This window comes from Dyella silvae, assembly GCF_026421305.1.
GTDB classification, from domain to species: Bacteria; Pseudomonadota; Gammaproteobacteria; order Xanthomonadales; family Rhodanobacteraceae; genus Dyella; species Dyella silvae.
The window spans coordinates 373,931-391,380 of sequence record NZ_JAPJBQ010000003.1 but is presented as its reverse complement, the minus strand read 5'-3'; the positions used below and the strand labels follow the sequence as shown (position 1 = coordinate 391,380).

The 17,450-nt window shown below is 62.5% G+C and carries 10 protein-coding genes, 1 tRNA gene and 1 pseudogene; 6 read left to right on the top strand and 6 right to left on the bottom strand.

Annotation, left to right across the window (positions count from 1 at the left end; genetic code table 11):
* The first annotated feature begins 5 nt into the window (after positions 1-5).
* Complete coding sequence (locus OQE56_RS10250; RefSeq protein ID WP_267224048.1) at positions 6-3,242, top strand: efflux RND transporter permease subunit; 3,237 nt, start codon at positions 6-8, stop codon at positions 3,240-3,242.
* Between the two features lie 111 nt (positions 3,243-3,353).
* Here the strand turns inward: OQE56_RS10250 and OQE56_RS10245 are convergent, their stop codons facing one another.
* Both OQE56_RS10245 and OQE56_RS10240 read right to left on the bottom strand, forming a co-directional pair.
* Complete coding sequence (locus OQE56_RS10245) at positions 3,354-4,298, bottom strand: sensor domain-containing diguanylate cyclase (RefSeq protein ID WP_267224047.1); 945 nt, start codon at positions 4,296-4,298, stop codon at positions 3,354-3,356.
* 441 nt (positions 4,299-4,739) lie between these two features.
* Complete coding sequence (locus OQE56_RS10240; RefSeq protein ID WP_267224045.1) at positions 4,740-5,900, bottom strand: acyl-CoA dehydrogenase family protein; 1,161 nt, start codon at positions 5,898-5,900, stop codon at positions 4,740-4,742.
* A gap of 238 nt (positions 5,901-6,138) precedes the next feature.
* On the opposite strand from OQE56_RS10240, the gene OQE56_RS10235 reads away from it, so the two are divergent.
* The 3 genes from OQE56_RS10235 to metH are packed head-to-tail and all read left to right on the top strand — an operon-like array spanning position 6,139 to position 10,904.
* Entirely contained in the window at positions 6,139-7,065 is a 927-nt protein-coding gene (locus OQE56_RS10235; RefSeq protein WP_267224043.1) for an ArsR/SmtB family transcription factor, read from the top strand.
* 17 nt (positions 7,066-7,082) lie between these two features.
* Entirely contained in the window at positions 7,083-8,162 is a 1,080-nt protein-coding gene (locus tag OQE56_RS10230) for a homocysteine S-methyltransferase family protein (RefSeq protein ID WP_267224041.1), read from the top strand.
* 6 nt (positions 8,163-8,168) lie between these two features.
* Positions 8,169-10,904 (top strand): methionine synthase, encoded by a 2,736-nt coding sequence (gene metH / locus OQE56_RS10225; RefSeq protein WP_267224039.1) that lies wholly within the window; start codon positions 8,169-8,171, stop codon positions 10,902-10,904.
* Between the two features lie 42 nt (positions 10,905-10,946).
* Here the strand turns inward: metH and OQE56_RS10220 are convergent, their stop codons facing one another.
* Positions 10,947-11,288, bottom strand: a complete 342-nt coding sequence (locus OQE56_RS10220) for a lipid-A-disaccharide synthase N-terminal domain-containing protein (RefSeq protein ID WP_267224037.1) — start codon at positions 11,286-11,288, stop codon at positions 10,947-10,949.
* Positions 11,289-11,418: 130 nt separating this feature from the next.
* Here OQE56_RS10220 and OQE56_RS10215 point away from each other — a divergent pair.
* Positions 11,419-11,493: transfer RNA gene (locus OQE56_RS10215), tRNA-Val, on the top strand.
* A gap of 275 nt (positions 11,494-11,768) precedes the next feature.
* Here the strand turns inward: OQE56_RS10215 and OQE56_RS10210 are convergent.
* The 3 genes and pseudogenes from OQE56_RS10210 to OQE56_RS20140 form a co-directional block, all read right to left on the bottom strand.
* Entirely contained in the window at positions 11,769-12,587 is an 819-nt protein-coding gene (locus OQE56_RS10210; RefSeq protein WP_267224035.1) for an OmpA family protein, read from the bottom strand.
* Positions 12,588-12,726: 139 nt separating this feature from the next.
* On the bottom strand, positions 12,727-15,732 hold the full coding sequence (locus tag OQE56_RS10205) for a YadA-like family protein (protein WP_267224033.1): 3,006 nt from the start codon (positions 15,730-15,732) through the stop codon (positions 12,727-12,729).
* A 52-nt stretch (positions 15,733-15,784) separates the two neighbouring features.
* Positions 15,785-15,847 (bottom strand): annotated as a pseudogene (locus OQE56_RS20140) (ESPR-type extended signal peptide-containing protein); the annotation flags it as partial.
* Between the two features lie 1,066 nt (positions 15,848-16,913).
* Here OQE56_RS20140 and OQE56_RS10200 point away from each other — a divergent pair.
* Positions 16,914-17,333, top strand: a complete 420-nt coding sequence (locus OQE56_RS10200; RefSeq protein ID WP_267224031.1) for a hypothetical protein — start codon at positions 16,914-16,916, stop codon at positions 17,331-17,333.
* The last annotated feature ends 117 nt before the right edge of the window (positions 17,334-17,450 follow it).

Below are 17,450 nucleotides of genomic sequence, written 5' to 3'. Positions count from 1 at the left end.
CCAACATGCCGAGTTTCTTTATTGACCGCCCCATTTTTGCCTGGGTGGTCGCCATTCTCATCACCCTGGTTGGCACCATTGCGGTGCTCAACATGGGTATTGAGTCGTACCCCAACATCGCGCCGCCTCAGGTGGTGGTGTCGGCGACCTACCCCGGCGCCAACGCCGATACCGTGGAGAAAAACGTCACCCAGGTGATCGAGCAGCAGCTCACCGGCATCGACCACCTGCTGTACTTCAGCTCGTCGTCCAATTCCAACGGCACGGCGTCAATCACCCTGACGTTCGAAACCGGCACCAACGCAGACATCGCGCAGGTGCAGGTGCAGAACAAGGTGCAGCTGGCCCAGCCGCGACTGCCTACCGCCGTGACCCAGCAGGGTGTGGTGGTGGCGAAGAACAATCCGGACTTCCTGATGTTCGTGTCGCTGGTGTCGACCAACCCCGCCATCGACGGCAATCGCCTGGCTGACATCATCGCTTCGCAGGTGTCGGATCAGGTCGGTCGTATTCCGGGCGTGGGCAGCACCTTCCTGGTCGGTTCCGAATACGCCGTGCGTATCTGGCTGAATCCGGACAAGCTGCAGGGTTACGGGCTCTCCGCCAGCGGCGTGCTGACGTCGGTGGCCCAGCAGAACGTGCAGTTCGCCGCCGGCTCCCTTGGCGCCGACCCCTCGCCGCGCGATCAGGGTTTCACCGCCACCGTTTCTGCGGAAGGCCGCTTCTCCACGCCGGAACAGTTCGGCAACATCATCTTGCGCGCCAACGGCGACGGCACGGTGGTGAAGCTGAGTGACGTGGCACGCGTGAGCTTCGGCCCGCAGAGCTACGGCCTGTCTTCGACCTGGAACGGTCAGCAGGTGGGTGGTCTCGGTGTGCAGCTGCTGCCCGGCGCCAACGCGCTGGACGTAGCCGACGCCGTCAAGGCCAAGATGAATGAGCTGTCCAAGGACTTCCCCGAGGGCGTCACCTGGTTTGCTCCGTACGACACCACGCCGTTCGTGAAGATCTCGATCGAGGAAGTGGTGCACACGCTGGTGGAGGCCATCATCCTGGTCTTCCTGGTGATGCTGATCTTCCTGCAGAACTTCCGTGCCACCATCATCCCGACGCTGGTGATTCCGGTCGCGCTGCTTGGCACCTTCATCGGCCTCGTGGCCCTGGGCTTCACCGTTAACCAGCTGACCTTGTTCGGCATGGTGCTGGCCATCGGTATCGTGGTGGACGACGCGATCGTGGTGATCGAGAACGTCGAACGCATCATGACCGAGGAAAACCTGTCGCCGAAGGAGGCCACGCGCAAAGCGATGGGCCAGATCACCGGCGCCGTGGTGGCCATCACGGTGGTGCTGGCGGCGGTGTTCGTGCCTTCGGCCTTGCAGCCGGGTGCGTCGGGCGTGATCTACAAACAGTTCGCGCTGACCATCGCGGTGTCGATGGGCTTCTCGGCATTCCTCGCACTGTCCTTCACGCCGGCACTGTGCGCGACCATCCTCAAGCCAACCCACGAACACAAGAAGAACCCGCTGTATCGCGGCTTCAACCGCATGTTCGACTGGGTGACGCACACCTATAGCGGCCACATCGGCAGTGCGGCACGTCACGCGCCACGCTGGATGCTGGTGTTCGCGCTGGTGACCGCCCTCGCCGGCTTCCTCTACACCAAGCTGCCAACCAGCTTCGTGCCGAGCGAAGACCAGGGCTTTGCTCTGGCCATCGTCAACCTGCCGCCGGGCGCGACCCTGCATCGCACGCAGGAAGTGATGGCCGAGATGCGCGAGCGCATGAAGCAGAGCCCGCTCAACGATGACATCGTTGGCATGTACCAGATCAGCGGCTTCAGCTTCATCGGCAACAGCGAAAGCACGGGCATGGCCTTCATCAAACTGAAGGACTGGAAGGAGCGCTCGATCACCGCTGACGAACTGATTCTGAAAGCGAATGGCGTGTTGCACGGCATTCGCGATGCGCAGATCTTCGTGGTGAACCTGCCCACCATCCGCGGCCTCAGCCAGTTCGGCGGTATCGACATGTACCTGCAGGCGCGTGCCGGTCAGTCGCACGGCGAGCTGATGCAGGCCATGGGCACCGTGGTCGGCAAGGCCAAGGACACCCCCGGCCTGTTCGGCGTCCGTCCCAACTCGCTGGCCGATGCCCCGCAGTGGGACCTGAAGGTGGATCGTGTGCAGGCGCAGTCGATGGGCCTTTCGGTCGGCGACGTCTACACCGCTATCCAGCTCGCGCTGGCGCCGGTGTACGTCAACGACTTCGTCTACGGCGGCCGCGTGAAGCGTGTCTACCTGCAGGCCGATCAGCCTTATCGCATGGGCCCCGATGCGCTGAACCACCTCTACTCGCCCAGCAGTCTGCCGAACGGGTCGAACAGCGCGTCGACGGTCAACCCGTACAACATGATCCCGCTCTCCAGCGTGGTGCAGACCAAGTGGGATTCGGGCTCTCCTGCCCTCACCCGCTACAACGGTTACGCGGCGGTGGAAATCGTGGGTAGCGAAGCACCGGGTTATTCCACCGGTCAGGCCATGGCGGCGCTGCAAGGCATCGTTGCGAACGACCTGCCGAAGGGCTTCGGCGCCGACTGGACCGGTCAGTCGTACCAGGAAATCCTGGCCGGCAACTCGGCCACGCTGTTGCTGGTGCTGTCGATCGTGATCGTGTTCCTGTGCCTTGCGGCCTTGTACGAAAGCTGGTCGATTCCGGTCGCCGTGCTGTTGGTGGTGCCGCTCGGTCTGTTGGGCACGGTCGTGTTCTCGATGCTGCGCGGCCTGCCGAACGACATGTACTTCAAGATCGGCCTGATCACGGTGATCGGTCTGGCGGCGAAGAACGCGATCCTGATCGTGGAATTTGCGGTCGAGCAGCAGCAGGAAGGCCATTCGTTGTTCGATGCGGTCGTTACCGCTTCCCGCCAGCGACTGCGCCCGATCCTGATGACCTCGTTCGCCTTCATGCTCGGCGTGTTCCCGCTGGCGATCTCCACCGGTGCCGGTGCCAACTCCCGTCACTCCATCGGTACGGGCGTGATCGGCGGCATGATGTTCGCCACGTTCCTGGGTCTGCTGTTGATCCCGGTGTTCTACGTGACGGTGCGTCGCGCGCTCGGCGACAAGCTGGACGAGGCGTCGCACAAAGTCCGTCAGGCTCACGGTGGCGAAGGCGGCAACCCCGAGGGTGGCTCGCCCGGTATGCAGCCGTTCGATTCGGACCCGCGCCGCGGCGCCTGATCCGAACCATCCTTGCAGTAAAAGAAAAGCCCCGGTCGAAAGACCGGGGCTTTTTCGTTGCGCGGCGTGTTTCCTGCGTCAGCGCCGATACGGTGATAACGGGTGCGCGACTCAATGCTCGCCGCTGACCGTCGTATTTCGCCCGCGCACCTTCGCCGAATACAGCCGGCGATCGACCAGTTCCAGGAACGCCTGCCGTTCGTCCCCCGCCATGGGCACGACGGTGCCCGCACCGACGCTCAGCGTGAGCGCCATACCAGCCATGGAGCGCTCATGGGGAATCCACTCGGTGCGAATCAGCTCGTGGCAACGCTCGGCTATCTGCATAGCCGTTCCCGCATCGGTGTCCGGCATGACCAGTACAAACTCTTCGCCGCCAAAGCGGGCAAGGAAATCGTGCGGGCGACGCACGGCCTTCTCCAGCGTCTTGGCAACCACCTTCAGGCAGTAATCGCCCTGCACGTGGCCGTAGTGGTCGTTGTACTGCTTGAAGTAGTCGATATCGAGCATAAGCATCGACAACGGCCGCCCGTTACGACGGGCGTTGTCCCACTCTTCCTCAAATACGGCATCGAAACGGCGGCGATTGGCGATGCCGGTGAGTCCGTCCTTGAATGACAGCGCTTCCAGTTCGCGCTGCAACTCGACCAGGCGTTGCTCGGTGCGCTTGCGCTCGCTGATGTCGAACATGAAACCCACCAACGCATCCACGCTGCCGTCGTCCTTGCGCACCACGTGCACCACGTCGCGAATCCACACGTAATTGCCGTCCTTGCACAACGCGCGGTAATCGGCTTCGTGGTCGACGCCGGCCTTGGACTGCGCCACGCAGAAATTCACCGCCCAGTCGCGGTCCTCGGGATGAATGCGGTCGGCCCAGTCCTGCACGCTCCCCCAGCTTTCGGGCGCCCAGCCGAGCAGTTCTTCGATTTGCGGGCCAATGTAGGAGAACGACAGGCTGTCCCACTGGATGCGCCAGGGGATGGCTTTGGTGGATTCCAGCAGGGTCTTGTAGACCATGCTCTCTTCGTGCAGCTTCTCAACGACCTCTGTCATGGGCGGCTCGCGGCGCGTGGTTTGGAATTCCACTGTCGTAGCAACCATCGTGCCGCGCCCGTGACAACCCGCAGAGCATAAGGAAAGGCCGACGTGGCGCGGTTTCGTTCCCAGGCCGCATGACCACATGGTGGCCCCGCCCGGTCAGTTCCCGACGCACCTTGACCGCCCCGGTCGCAAGACGGGGCTTCGGTTTCTTGCGACGTGTTGAGCGGGGCGCATCTTTCAGCCTCATCGCTCAGGGGCTGCGCGCCTGGAGAACCTGGCTGCGCCCGTTATGGAATGAGATCGCCGTCCATGGCGGGAGGGGACCTGACTCCCTGGTTGGCCGCAAGTATTTGCGATTTATCCCTTAGGGTCAACCTCTGCCCGATGACCCACATGGAAACAAGGCCACAAAAAAAGCCCCCGACACAGGCCGGTGGCTTTTCTGGATGACGCTTAGCGCAGACCGGTTTCCGCGCGGGCGATCACGATGCGCTGGATTTCGCTGGTGCCTTCATAGATCTCGGTGATCTTGGCATCGCGGAAATAACGCTCCAACGGCATTTCCTTGGAGTAGCCCATGCCGCCATGGATCTGCACCGCCTGATGGGCGATCCACATCGCCGCCTCCGACGCGGTGAGCTTGGCCATGGATGCCTCGGTGGCAAAGCGGCCGCCATGCTTATCGGCCTCGCCCTTGGCCCATGCAGCGCGCAGCGTCAGCAACATAGCCGCATCAAGCTTGCACTTCATGTCGGCGATCTTCGCCTGCGTCATCTGGAACGTGCCGATCGGATGGCCAAACGCCTTGCGGTCGCGCGACCACGTCACCGCAGCCTCGTACGCCGCACGTGCAATACCGACCGCCTGCGAGGCGATGCCGATGCGGCCCGCATCGAGCAAGCTCATGCCCATGGCGAAGCCCTTGCCTTCGGCGCCCAGCAGATTTTCCTTGGGGCACACGTAATCGGTGAATTCGATTTCGCAGGTGGCCGAGGCTCGGATGCCCAGCTTGGGCTCGCTCTTGCCCGCATGAAAACCTGGCAACTGCGTGTCGATAATGAAGGCCGACACCCCCTTGGCACCGATACCCGGCGTGGTGATGGCGAACAGAATGATGTAGCGCGCGACCATGCCGGACGTGATCCAGCTCTTCTTGCCGTTGATCACCCAGTCGCCATTGGCGTTCTTGGTTGCACGGGTATGCATGGCCGACGCGTCAGAGCCGGACTGCGGCTCGGTCAGCGCGTAGGCGCCGATCGCTTCGCCCTGCGCGATGGCTCGCACATACTTCTGCTTCTGATCTTCCGTGCCGTGCTTGAGAATGCCGGTGCAGAACAGCGAGTTGTTCACCGACATGATGGTGGCGGTGGCAGCGTCGGCTGCGGCGATCTCGATCATTGCCAGCACATAGGCAATCGGATCCATGCCCGCGCCGCCGTACTCGGTCGGCACCTCGACGCCCATCAGGCCCAGCTGGCCCATCTCACGGATGTTGTCCAGCGGGAACTCGCCCTTTTCATCCAGTTCGGCCGCCACCGGCACGATGCGCTTCTGGGCGAAATCGCGGGCGATGGCCTGAATGGACAGCTGGTCTTCGGTAAAACGGAAATCCATGAACGGCTCCAAAGGGGAGGAGGAAGCCCGCTATTTTAGCGTGCTAGCGCGGTCAGCCCTTGCTGCAGGCGCAGCAAGGGCTAAGAGTGAGTGAAGAGGAGTGAGAAACGAGAGAAAGCGTCTGACTTGCCGGCTTTTCTCTCATTTCTCACTCCTCTTCACTCACGCCTCGCTCCTTGACGCATCGCCCTCCGGGGCCTAGCCTTATGCATCTCTATATCGCGATATAAGGATGCCCATGGATCTGGCCACCGCTTCCAGCGTGTTGCGCCTGCTGGCGGACCCTACGCGCGTGCGACTGCTGGCCCTCCTTGAGCGAGAAGAGCTGACGGTGGCCGAGCTGGCCTCCGTACTCCATTTGGCTCAGCCCCGCGTGTCCACCCACTTGGCCAAGCTCAAGGAAGCCGAGCTGGTGCGCGACCGCCGCGCCGGTGTGTCCGCCTACTATCGCGCCAACAACGAAACCGACGAATACCTGCAGGTGCTGCTGAAGTCCCTGCGCGAAAGCATCGACGACGCCCTGCTCCGCGAAGATGCCGCCCGTCTGCCGGGCGTGCTGGCGGAGCGCGCCCGCGAAGAAGGCTGGGCCGATACCGTCGCCGGTGACATGGAGCGCCACTATTCGCCCGGCCGCACCTGGGAAACGCTCGCGCGCTCGCTATTGCAGCTGCTGGAAACCGGCGACGTGCTCGATATCGCTTCCGGCGACGGCATCACCGCCGAACTGCTGGCGCCCCATGCCCGCTCCATCGTCTGCGTCGACAGCAGCGAGCGCGTGGTGGAAGCCGCCGCGCAGCGCCTCAAGGCATTTCCCCATGTGGAAGTGCGTCAGGGCGACATGCATGCGCTGGATCTGGGCGACCGCCGCTTCGACCTTGTGCTCATGCTGCATGCCCTCACTTACGCCGAACATCCGGCCAAAGCCGTGGCGCAGGCGGCGAGCTTGCTCCGCAGCGGCGGCCGCCTGCTGGCCGTCACACTCGGCAAGCACGATCACCGCGCCGTGGTGGAGCCGTTTGATCACCGGAATCTCGGGTTCTCGGCCGACGAGCTGACCAGCTTCGCCAAGAAAGCGGGCCTGGAAGCCTTCAGCTGTACCCGCCTGAGCCGCGAGCGCAAGGCACCTCACTTCGAGGTGATCAGCCTGCTCGCGCGTAAGCCCTAAGGTCTGGAGTTGACGTTATGAGTACCTTGCCCTGGCTCCATCCCGAACGCGTTGCCCTGCTGGAAAAAGGCCTTCGCGAGCGCATCCTCATCATCGACGGCGCCATGGGCACCATGCTGCAGCAGCATCAGCTCGACGAAACCGCCTTCCGCGGCGAGCGCTTCGTGCACGGTCATGACAGCGCGCACACGCACGATCATCCCGGCGGTTGCGACCTCAAGGGCAACAACGACCTGCTCACGCTCACCAACCCGGACATCATCCGCGGCGTGCACGAGGCTTATCTCGAAGCCGGCGCGGATCTGGTCGAAACCAATACCTTCAATGCCACGCGCATCAGCCAGGCCGACTACCACCTGGAACACCTGGCCTACGAGCTGAACCGGGAAGGCGCGCGCATCGCCCGCGCCGCCTGCGACGCGATGGAAGCGAAGACGCCGGACCGGCCGCGCTTCGTTATCGGCGTACTCGGCCCCACCAGCCGCACGGCATCGCTGTCGCCAGACGTGAATGACCCCGGCTTCCGCAACGTGACGTTCGAAGAACTGGCGGCCAACTACACGGAATCCGCAAGCGGCCTGATCGACGGCGGTGCCGACGTCATCATGGTCGAAACCATTTTCGATACGCTCAACGCTAAGGCAGCCCTGTTTGCGCTCAGCGAGCTGTTCCACCAGCGCGGCGCACGTTTGCCGGTGATGATCTCCGGCACGATCACCGATCGCTCCGGCCGCACGCTGTCGGGCCAGACCGCCGAAGCGTTCTACTACTCGGTGAAGCACGCCCGCCCCATTTCCGTCGGCCTCAATTGCGCCCTGGGCGCGGCCGACCTGCGTCCGCACGTGCAGGTGCTCGCCAATACCGCGACGTGTTTCGTCAGCACACACCCGAACGCCGGCCTGCCTAACGCGTTTGGCGAATACGACGAAACACCCGAACAGATGGCGTCCGTTATCGGCGGCTTTGCGCGCGACGGCCTGCTGAACATGGTCGGCGGCTGCTGCGGCACCACACCCGCCCATATCAAAGCCATTGCCGACGCCGTGCGCGATTGCGCGCCGCGTGCACTCCTCTCCGACAACGCCAAGGCCGCCTGAGTCTCAATGATGCCTCGTCACACCCGTCTCTCTGGCCTCGAACCGCTGGTCATCACCCCCGACCTGTTGTTCGTCAACGTGGGCGAACGCACCAACGTCACTGGTTCAGCGCAGTTTCGCAAACTGGTCAAGGAAGATCGTTACGAAGAAGCCGTGGACGTTGCGCGCCAACAGGTAGCCAACGGTGCGCAGATCATCGACGTCAACATGGACGAAGGCCTGATCGATTCGGAAGCCGCCATGACGCGCTTCCTCAATCTGATCGCCGCTGAGCCTGACATTGCCCGCGTGCCGGTGATGGTCGACTCCTCCAAATGGACAGTGATCGAAGCCGGCCTGCGTTGCCTGCAGGGCAAGGGCATCGTCAACTCCATTTCGATGAAGGAAGGCGAGGAACTCTTCCTCGAGCACGCGCGCAAGGTGCAGCAGTACGGCGCTGCCGTGGTGGTGATGGCCTTCGACGAACAGGGTCAGGCCGATACCTGCGAGCGAAAGGTCGAGATTTGTTCACGCGCCTTCGAGCTGCTCACCACCAAGCTGGACTTTCCGCCGGAAGACATCATCTTCGACCCGAACGTCTTCGCCATCGCCACGGGCATCGAAGAGCACAACAACTACGCGGTGGATTTCATCGAGGCCACGCGTGAGCTGAAGCGCCGCTTCCCCGATTCGCATATTTCGGGTGGCGTATCCAACGTGTCGTTCTCGTTCCGCGGCAACAACACGGTGCGCGAGGCCATCCACTCCGTGTTCCTGTATCACGCCATCAAGGCGGGCATGGACATGGGCATCGTCAACGCCGGCGCGTTGATGATCTACGACGATCTGCCAGAAGAGTTGCGCGAGCGTGTCGAGGATGTGGTGCTCAACCGCCGCGCCGACGCCACCGAACGACTGCTGGAAATCGCCGACAACTACAAAGCCAAGAAAGGCGAGGCCGTCGTCGAGAACCTTGCCTGGCGCGACAAGCCTGTGCGCGAGCGCATCAGTCACGCGCTGGTGCATGGCATCGACCAGTACGTCGTCGAAGATACCGAGGAAGCACGGCTTCTGTCGACGCGTCCGCTGGACGTGATCGAAGGCCCGCTGATGGACGGCATGAACGTCGTCGGCGACCTGTTCGGCGCCGGCAAAATGTTCCTGCCGCAGGTCGTGAAATCCGCTCGTGTGATGAAGAAGGCGGTGGCTCACCTCATTCCCTACATCGAGGAAGAGAAGGCGCGCACCGGCGATGCCGGCAAATCCAACGGCAAGATCGTGATGGCCACGGTCAAGGGCGACGTGCACGACATCGGCAAGAACATCGTCGGCGTGGTGCTTCGTTGCAACAACTTCGACGTCATCGACCTCGGCGTCATGGTGCCGGCGCAGAAGATTCTCGAAACGGCCATTGCCGAGAAGGCCGACATCATCGGCCTCTCTGGCCTGATTACGCCCTCACTGGAGGAGATGAGCCAGGTTGCGCGGGAAATGCAGCGCCAGAATTTCCAGATTCCACTGATGATCGGCGGTGCCACCACCTCACGCGCACACACCGCGCTCAAGATCGAGCCTCATTACAAGTCGCCCACCGTGTGGGTGAAAGACGCATCGCGCGCGGTAGGCGTTGCACAGTCGCTGCTAAGCAAGGAGCTGGTCGACGCATTCATTGCCAAGATCAAGGAAGAGTACGCCGACGTGCGCGAACGCCATCGGCAACGCGGCAATGGCAAGTCACTGGTGCCACTTGACAAGGCCCGCGCCCAGCGCTTTACCACTGACTGGGCCAGCTATGAACCGCCGCAGCCGAAGCAGCCCGGCATCACGGTATTCAACGACTACGATCTGGCCGAACTGCGTGCTTACATCGACTGGTCGCCGTTCTTCAACGCGTGGGAACTGGCAGGCCGCTACCCCGCGATTCTCGATGACGAGATTGTGGGCAAGCAGGCACGCGAGCTGTTCAACGACGCGCAGGCCATGCTGGACAAGCTCATCGCGGAGAAATGGCTCACCGCCCGCGCCGTGATCGGCTTTTGGCCTGCCAACTCCGTGGGCGACGACATCACACTTCTCCCTCTCCCCTCCGGGGAGAGGGCCGGGGTGAGGGGTCAAGACTTGCCCGAACCCACCAACAAGCCATTGGCCGTTCTCCACCACCTTCGTCAGCAGGTGGATAAGCCCATCGAACGCCCCGACTTCTGCCTGTCCGATTTCGTCGCACCCAAGAGCTCCGGCAAGCAGGACTGGGTCGGTGGCTTTGCCGTCACCGCCGGCATCGGCATCGATGCGCATGTCGCGCGCTTCGAAGCCGAACACGACGACTATTCAGCCATCCTGCTCAAGGCACTCGCCGATCGCCTCGCCGAAGCCTTTGCCGAGCGCCTGCACGAACGCGTGCGTCGCGAGTTCTGGGGCTATGCCCCCGAAGAGTCGCTGGACAACCATGCGTTGATCGACGAAAAGTACCTCGGCATCCGCCCTGCCCCTGGGTATCCGGCCTGCCCCGATCACACCGAGAAGGCCACGCTGTTCCGCCTGCTGGACGCTACAAACAACGCCGGCATCGAACTGACCGACGGCTTTGCCATGTTTCCAACGGCGGCCGTGTCCGGATGGTATTTCTCCCACCCGGACAGCCAGTACTTCGTGGTAGGCCGCCTCACCCGTGAACAGGTCTACGACTATGCGCACCGCAAGGGCTGGACGCGCGAAGAAGCCGAGCGTTGGCTGGCGCCGAACCTCGACTACGATCCCGATTAATGCTCCGGCTGGGGCGCGTGCTGCGCGCCCCTGCCGACGGAATCAGACCTCGCTCTCGACGAGCGAGCGGCTCTTCACCTCGCGCATGTGCACGACGAGGTTGTAGATCGAGACGAATGCCGGGAAGAAGTTGGACAGGATACCCACCGAGTCGTTCTTGCCGAAAATGAAGTACGACAGCAGCAAAGCGCTACCGATCACGGACAGCCACCAGAACGACAAAGGCATCACGACCCGCTTAAGTTTGCGCGTGTAGTACACCTGCACGAACCAGCGGCTGGTGAACATGACCGAGCCCAGAAAGCCAACCGCCTTCCAGGGTGTGAGCTCGAAATTGCGCAGCGATGAGAGGACGTGTGAGAGTTCGTGCTGCAGGAAGTCCATGGTGCCGGGCCGATATCGGGAAAACGGGTCATTGTACGCACCTACCTTTCAGCCAACTGCCTTCCCCGGCCTATTTTTCCGGTGGAGACTTGACCTGTTTGGCCACACCCCGTATATTTGCGCGCTCGGCGGGCGATTAGCTCAGCGGTAGAGCACTGCCTTCACACGGCAGGTGTCGCAAGTTCGATCCTTGCATCGCCCACCATAAGAATCAAAGATTTAGGCCACCTCACAAGGGTGGCCTTTTTCGTTATGGACGCATGGCAACGATGACCCATCTCACACGCGATCTGGGGCAGTTGCCGGATCGGATCCCATGCGAAAAAAAGGCCACCCGCTACCGGGTGGCCAAAGGAAACGCGCTGTCCATGTCCGAGACTTTTCCCTAAGTCGCTCGCTTCCTTGCCGCGCGTCCCCCATCCATCTCAACCATGAGTCGGCAGTGGAGAAGCCTCTTCCGCTAACCGTTTTTCGTGCCGATCAATGAGCACTCGGCACGGTCTTGGTCGATGTCACCAGAATCTCCACGCGACGATTCGGCGACAGGCAAGCGATCAGTTGACTGCTCTCGGCATCGGCGCATGCCTTCACCGGGTTAGCCGCGCCAAGACCTTCCGCAGCAATCAGGTCGCTGTCGATGCCATGGCTGATCAAATAACTCCTGGCCGTCTCGGCGCGCTCTTGCGACAGCGTTTGGTTGTAGGCATCACTGCCCAGCCTATCGGTGTAACCCAGTACACGAATGCTCTGCGCTTGGGCGGGATGCTCCTGCAGCGTCTGCACCAGTTCGTCCAGCTGGGCGCGACCCGCGCCGGCGATGTCCGAGAGTGAGTAGCGATCAAACGCGAACAGTGCGTCGGTGGCGAACGTGAAGCGATCGATCGTCATGGCCGGTGCGGCCTCTGGCTTCGGCTCGGGCTTCTGAAAACGGGCGCACGATTCGGGCGACCAGTAAAAGCTCTGCGCGATCTTGTTCTCGTCGAACAAGATTTTGAACTGGCAGGTGACGACCTTGTTGCTATCCGTGGGCTCGCGGAAGTTGAACACGTAGTTCCACTCACGCACACCCCACACGCCTTCGCTGAAATGAGGGAAGCCCACCAGGTCGGCTAGCTGCGGCTTGCCGAGGCCCGCGTGGATCTGCAAGAGATTGTCGCGGTTCGGGAACGTGCCACCCTTGTGCATCGCGGTGGTGTCCGTCACCTTCGGCCAGACCATCGATTCGGCCGATTGGCCATCCCTGGCGACGTTGCGGCTGACGTTGCCGCATGCAGATAGAACGCATGCCACTGCAAACATCAGCGGCACCGCCTTAAAGCGTTTTATATAGATACTCACAACCGTGTGACCTTTATTTTGTTGCCGGCTCGACCGGCAAGTACGTGAACTGCGCCCGGGATCCCTCCGCCATGCAGGCGGAGGGAGTCACGACCATCGCTTACCAGACCATGCCGGCGCCCACACCCACGCCCACGCCTCCTTGCTGCGAACCCGTGGCGCTGGCCTTGAAGATGTAGCGGCCGCTTTCCGTAATGGTCGATACACCCACCGCGATGGCGTTCTGGCCGTGGTAGTTGCCAATCGCCACGCCCGCGCTGCTCTGGTTGGGTTGGTATGCCTGCGGCAGGTTGGCCGTTGCGATAGCCGCGGCCGAACCGGAGTAAGCCTTCTTGCCCATCTTGTTGACCTGGTCGTCGGTGTAGTTCTTCGCCCAGTTCTGCGATTGCTGCAGTTGGCTGACGTTGACCGCATCGGTCGCCGCCGTACCTGGCGCCACGTTATGAATCGTTGTGGCCGGGCCACCCTGGTTCATCGTCAGCGAGCTGGAGTTCACGCTGCCGTCCGCGTTGGTGTCGTAACGGACCGTGCCTGCCTGCGATGCCTGCAACTGGCTGACATTCACCGCGTCAGTGGCCTGCGTTCCCGCAGCCACGTTGGTGATCTGACGCTCACCGCCCGCAGTACCCATCGACACCGAGTTCGCCCGATCCGCCACCGAACCTGCGCCGATCGCCACACTGTTGCTGGCAGTCGCCTGCGCGCTGTTGCCAATCGCCGTGCTGCTATCAGCCGAAGCCACCGCACCGTTACCACCGGCCGTCGACTTCTTGCCCGACGACACCGGCTTGCTGGTGTTGGCATCCTTGCTCACCTGGAACATGCCGTCCGAACCGTTCTTGATGTTGGTGACGTCGGCGGTGTTCTGGTTCACCTGGTTGGTGACATTGCTGATGCCACCCGAAATGTTGTTCACCGCACTGCTGATGCTCGATACCTCGGTGGCCACCGAATAGAGCTGGCTACCATTGACCGCATCCGTGCTGTTAGCGCTGATCTGGCCGGCGGCCACGTTCTGGATCTGACGCTCGTTACCCGCCGAACCCACGCTCACCGCACCATTCGGGTTGCTGCCAGCGAAGCCGCCGTAGGTGATATCGCCCACGGTGGCGCTGCTGACGGCGGTGGTAGCGCTGGTCGGCGTGCCGTCGGCGTTGAGGTCGTACTTCACCGCACGGTCGCTCAGATCACTCGACGACTGCGCCACGGCATTGAGCTGACGCACGTTCACCGCGTCGGTGTCCTGCGTGCCACCGGCCACGTTGGTGATCTGGCGTTCTTTGCCTGCGTCGCCCACCGAAATGGCACCCATCGTCGATGCCACGGTGGTACCGCTGAACAATTCGGCGGCGCCATTCATGCCGGTGCGGCTGGCGACTGAGTTGCTACCCAGTGCTACGGCATCGTCGGCGCTCGCCTTGGCGAGGGAACCCAGAGCCACGGCGCGCGCACCTTGCGCGTTCGCACCGGTCAGCGAGGGATCGCTCTCGCTACCGTTGCCACCGATGGCGATTGCGTCGGAGCCTTCCGCATTGGCACCTGTGCCGATGGCCACGGCGTTGGCGCCGGACGCCACTGCCGCTGTCTGGATAGCGGTAGAGAACCACCCGGAGCCTACGGCATTCAGGCCCAAGGCGATGGCGCCAGCAGCCGTGGCGGCAGAAGCGCCGCCTAGCGCCAGCTGGCCGCCCTTCTTAGTCACGGCACCGTTACCGATCGTGACCGAGCCACCCCACTCGTTCCAGGTGGTCTCGTCACCCGACGACGCTTTGTTGCCGATAACCACCGCGTTGTTACCGTGGTTATAGGCACCTGCACCCATGGCGATGTTGCCGATCAGGCCCCACTCCGCCTGCACGGTGGTGGCGCCATTGCCGATCGCGATGCCGTTGGCGTCAGCCGCGACGGCATTGACGCCGACAGCCACGGCATCCTGGCCGTTGGCCTTGGAATCGGTACCCGTCGAGTTGGCGTGGAAGTACTTGGTGCTGGTACCGCCACTGACGATGCTGTTAATGGCCTGATTGGTGGCGTACAGCTGCGAGCCGTTGACGGCATCCGTCGAGGTGGCGCTGAGTTGACCAGCCGCCACGTTCTGGATCTGACGCCCGCCCACGCTCAATGCGGCCGACGGCGTGGCACCGGCAAAGGTGTAGCTGCTGCCACCCAAGGTCACGCCCGATACCGCCGTGGTGGCGGAGGTGACGCTATCCGCGCCCAGTGCTACGTCGTTGGCGTTGGTGGCCACGGCGTTCGTGCCGATGGCCACGGCATCCGTACCTTGCGCCTTCGAATCGGCGCCGGTCGAGTTGGCGTGGAAATACTTGGCGCCCTTGTTATAGAGGTTGGTGACGTCGTCCTGGAGGTTGGTGACATTGTCTTCCACCGTTGTCACGCGGTTGTCCAGATTGGTGACGTTGGTGTTGGTTTCACTCAGCTGGCTGAAGTTCACCGCATCGTTGGCGTTGGTGCCATTGGCGACGTTGACGATCTTGTTGTTGGTGGTGCTGCCGTGCGTGGCGCTGTACGCGCCCGCGGCGGTGTCCCACAGCAAGGCATCCGGCGTGCCGGCGGCCACGGCAGACTTCAACTGGCTGACGTTCACCGCGTCGGTGTTGTTGAGGCCGGCCGCCACGTTGGTGATGCGACGCTCTTTGCCGGTATCGCCTACGGAGAGTTCGCCGTAGGCCGTGGGGGCAGCAAGGGTACCCTTGCCCGGGTTGTAACCGGCCGTGCCAAGCGTGGTGGCACTGGCCACGGCGTTGGCGCCGATGGCCACCGATAGCGCCGTGGTGGCCGAAGCGCCCGAACCGAGAGCCACCGCCTGATTTGCAGTGGCCTTGGCGTTCAGGCCTTGGGCCATGCTTTCCGTGGCACTGGCGTTGGCCGCAGGGCCAATGGCGATGCTATCCGTGCCGGTAGGCGTAGCGTCGGCCTTGGTGGAGTTGGCGTGGAAGTACTTGGCGCCCTTGGTGTTGATCGCGTCCAACTGGCTGAAGTTCACCGCATCGTTGGCATTGGTGCCATCGGCGACGTTGACGATCTTGTTGTTGGTGGTGCTGCCGTGCGTGGCGCTGTACGCGCCCGCGGCGGTGTCCCATAGCAAGGCATGCCGCTGCCGTGCGCAGCTGTCCGCTTTTCTTACGTCCCTTGGCAAACTCCGACGCTACCACCCAACGGCGTGCAGCGGCATTCCAGATAATGCGGTAGATGGTGTTCATAGCAGTACTCCACGCCCGGTGATGACCCGGCATTGATGTGATTAAGCGAAAGGGGTGAATGGCGTTACAGCGCGGCGATGGATGGCCAAATCAATGGGCAGTCCAACGAGACGGCGGATGGGACGATCTGGCGACGGAAAAGCTTCTCTGCAACGACAGCGTCGCGCTTGGCGTGTTGCAGATGTCGAAACGACTGACAAACGCCGCTCGGCGTTGCGCAGACAAGCAGATCATTCTCATGACACTACTCATAGAACTCATAGATCTTCGTTGCGTGTTTGGCCGTCCAGGCAGTACACAAAAGGCGCCGTAGCCAGAAGGCTTTAAGTGCGCCATGCAGTCCCTTTGCACAGGAGGCATATTCGGAATTACCTGACACCAAAGACATCAGAAACGTCTTAAATGAAGTGGTTTTGAGAAACTTCTTGGGTCGTAGATGCCTGGCTGAAATTACTTTCTGGCGCCCGACGTCGCCGTACTCAGGTGGCGACGAACAACGCATACGAAGAAGCTGCGGCCTTGTCAGGCCCGGGTTGACCTGGATAGTTAACTTTCTCGACTTGGATACCGTGCACCGCACCTACGCCATAGCGGTGATCAAAATCGGGCTTGATCCCCGGCATCCACGAAGGGTGCTCGTGCGGCAGGCGCTGATGGGTACGCTCAAGGCTCGCATGCGTCATATGGACAAGAAGCGCGCGGCACTGATCTGCACCTACCTGAAAGGCCTGACCCACGTAGCTGCATGAGGCTTTGCTCCCGAGGGGGCACGCAGGCCTTGCGTCAAAACCGTTCCATGTTTGATCCCGTCCGATGATCGCCCTGCGGCGCATCGGCCCTCGGCGCGGTGCCCGGCTTGCTTACCGCGCACCCAAGCACCTGACCGCCTTGAAGATTCATCGCCAGCGCCACCCCGGAAGGGAACCCGCCGCCTCGCCGCCCCGCTCTCCCGACCTAGCCATTCTTCCGATACACAATTGCCACGACTCCGTAGACAATGGCCGGACAACTTTTCTCCGGAGGGGGTGCCGGAATGATGACTCAGGGTGAAGGCGGGGTACGCCCCGTGACGCAGTTGCTCGTTGTCACGCGTAGCCTGGTCGAGCTGACGGATCGCGCTGTTTCCGATAGTGAGCTGTCGCATGCGACGGCCGACGTGCTGGTGTTCGCCGCACGCCAGGCGGCTCGTCTGGTCGAGGATGTGGTGAACCTGCGCTCGCGTGACCCAGCGGATGCGCATGCCTTCGTCACGTGCTCGAGCAGCACGGAGCTGGATCGTGCCTATTCCGATCTGGAGTGTCTCGCCGAGGCCGCAGGCATGATCCGCGTCCATGGCATAGGTACGCAGTATCGCGCTCACCTGGCTTATCTGATGCGCTACGCCGCGGAATCGGCCTGCAGTGCACTGGAACGTGCGGAGCGTTCGATGAATCTGGCCGATCTGGCGAACCTCCCGCCCCCCACCACGGTGGAATGGCGCGGCTGATCCGGCCGCCGGCGAAGCCACTCGCCGGCGCGGGCCTTTGCCCAGCAAGCGCCCCGCCGCGTGATGGCAGCCCCGTTTCCTAGGCGAGCACCGCACATCATCGCGACGAGGCGTGCG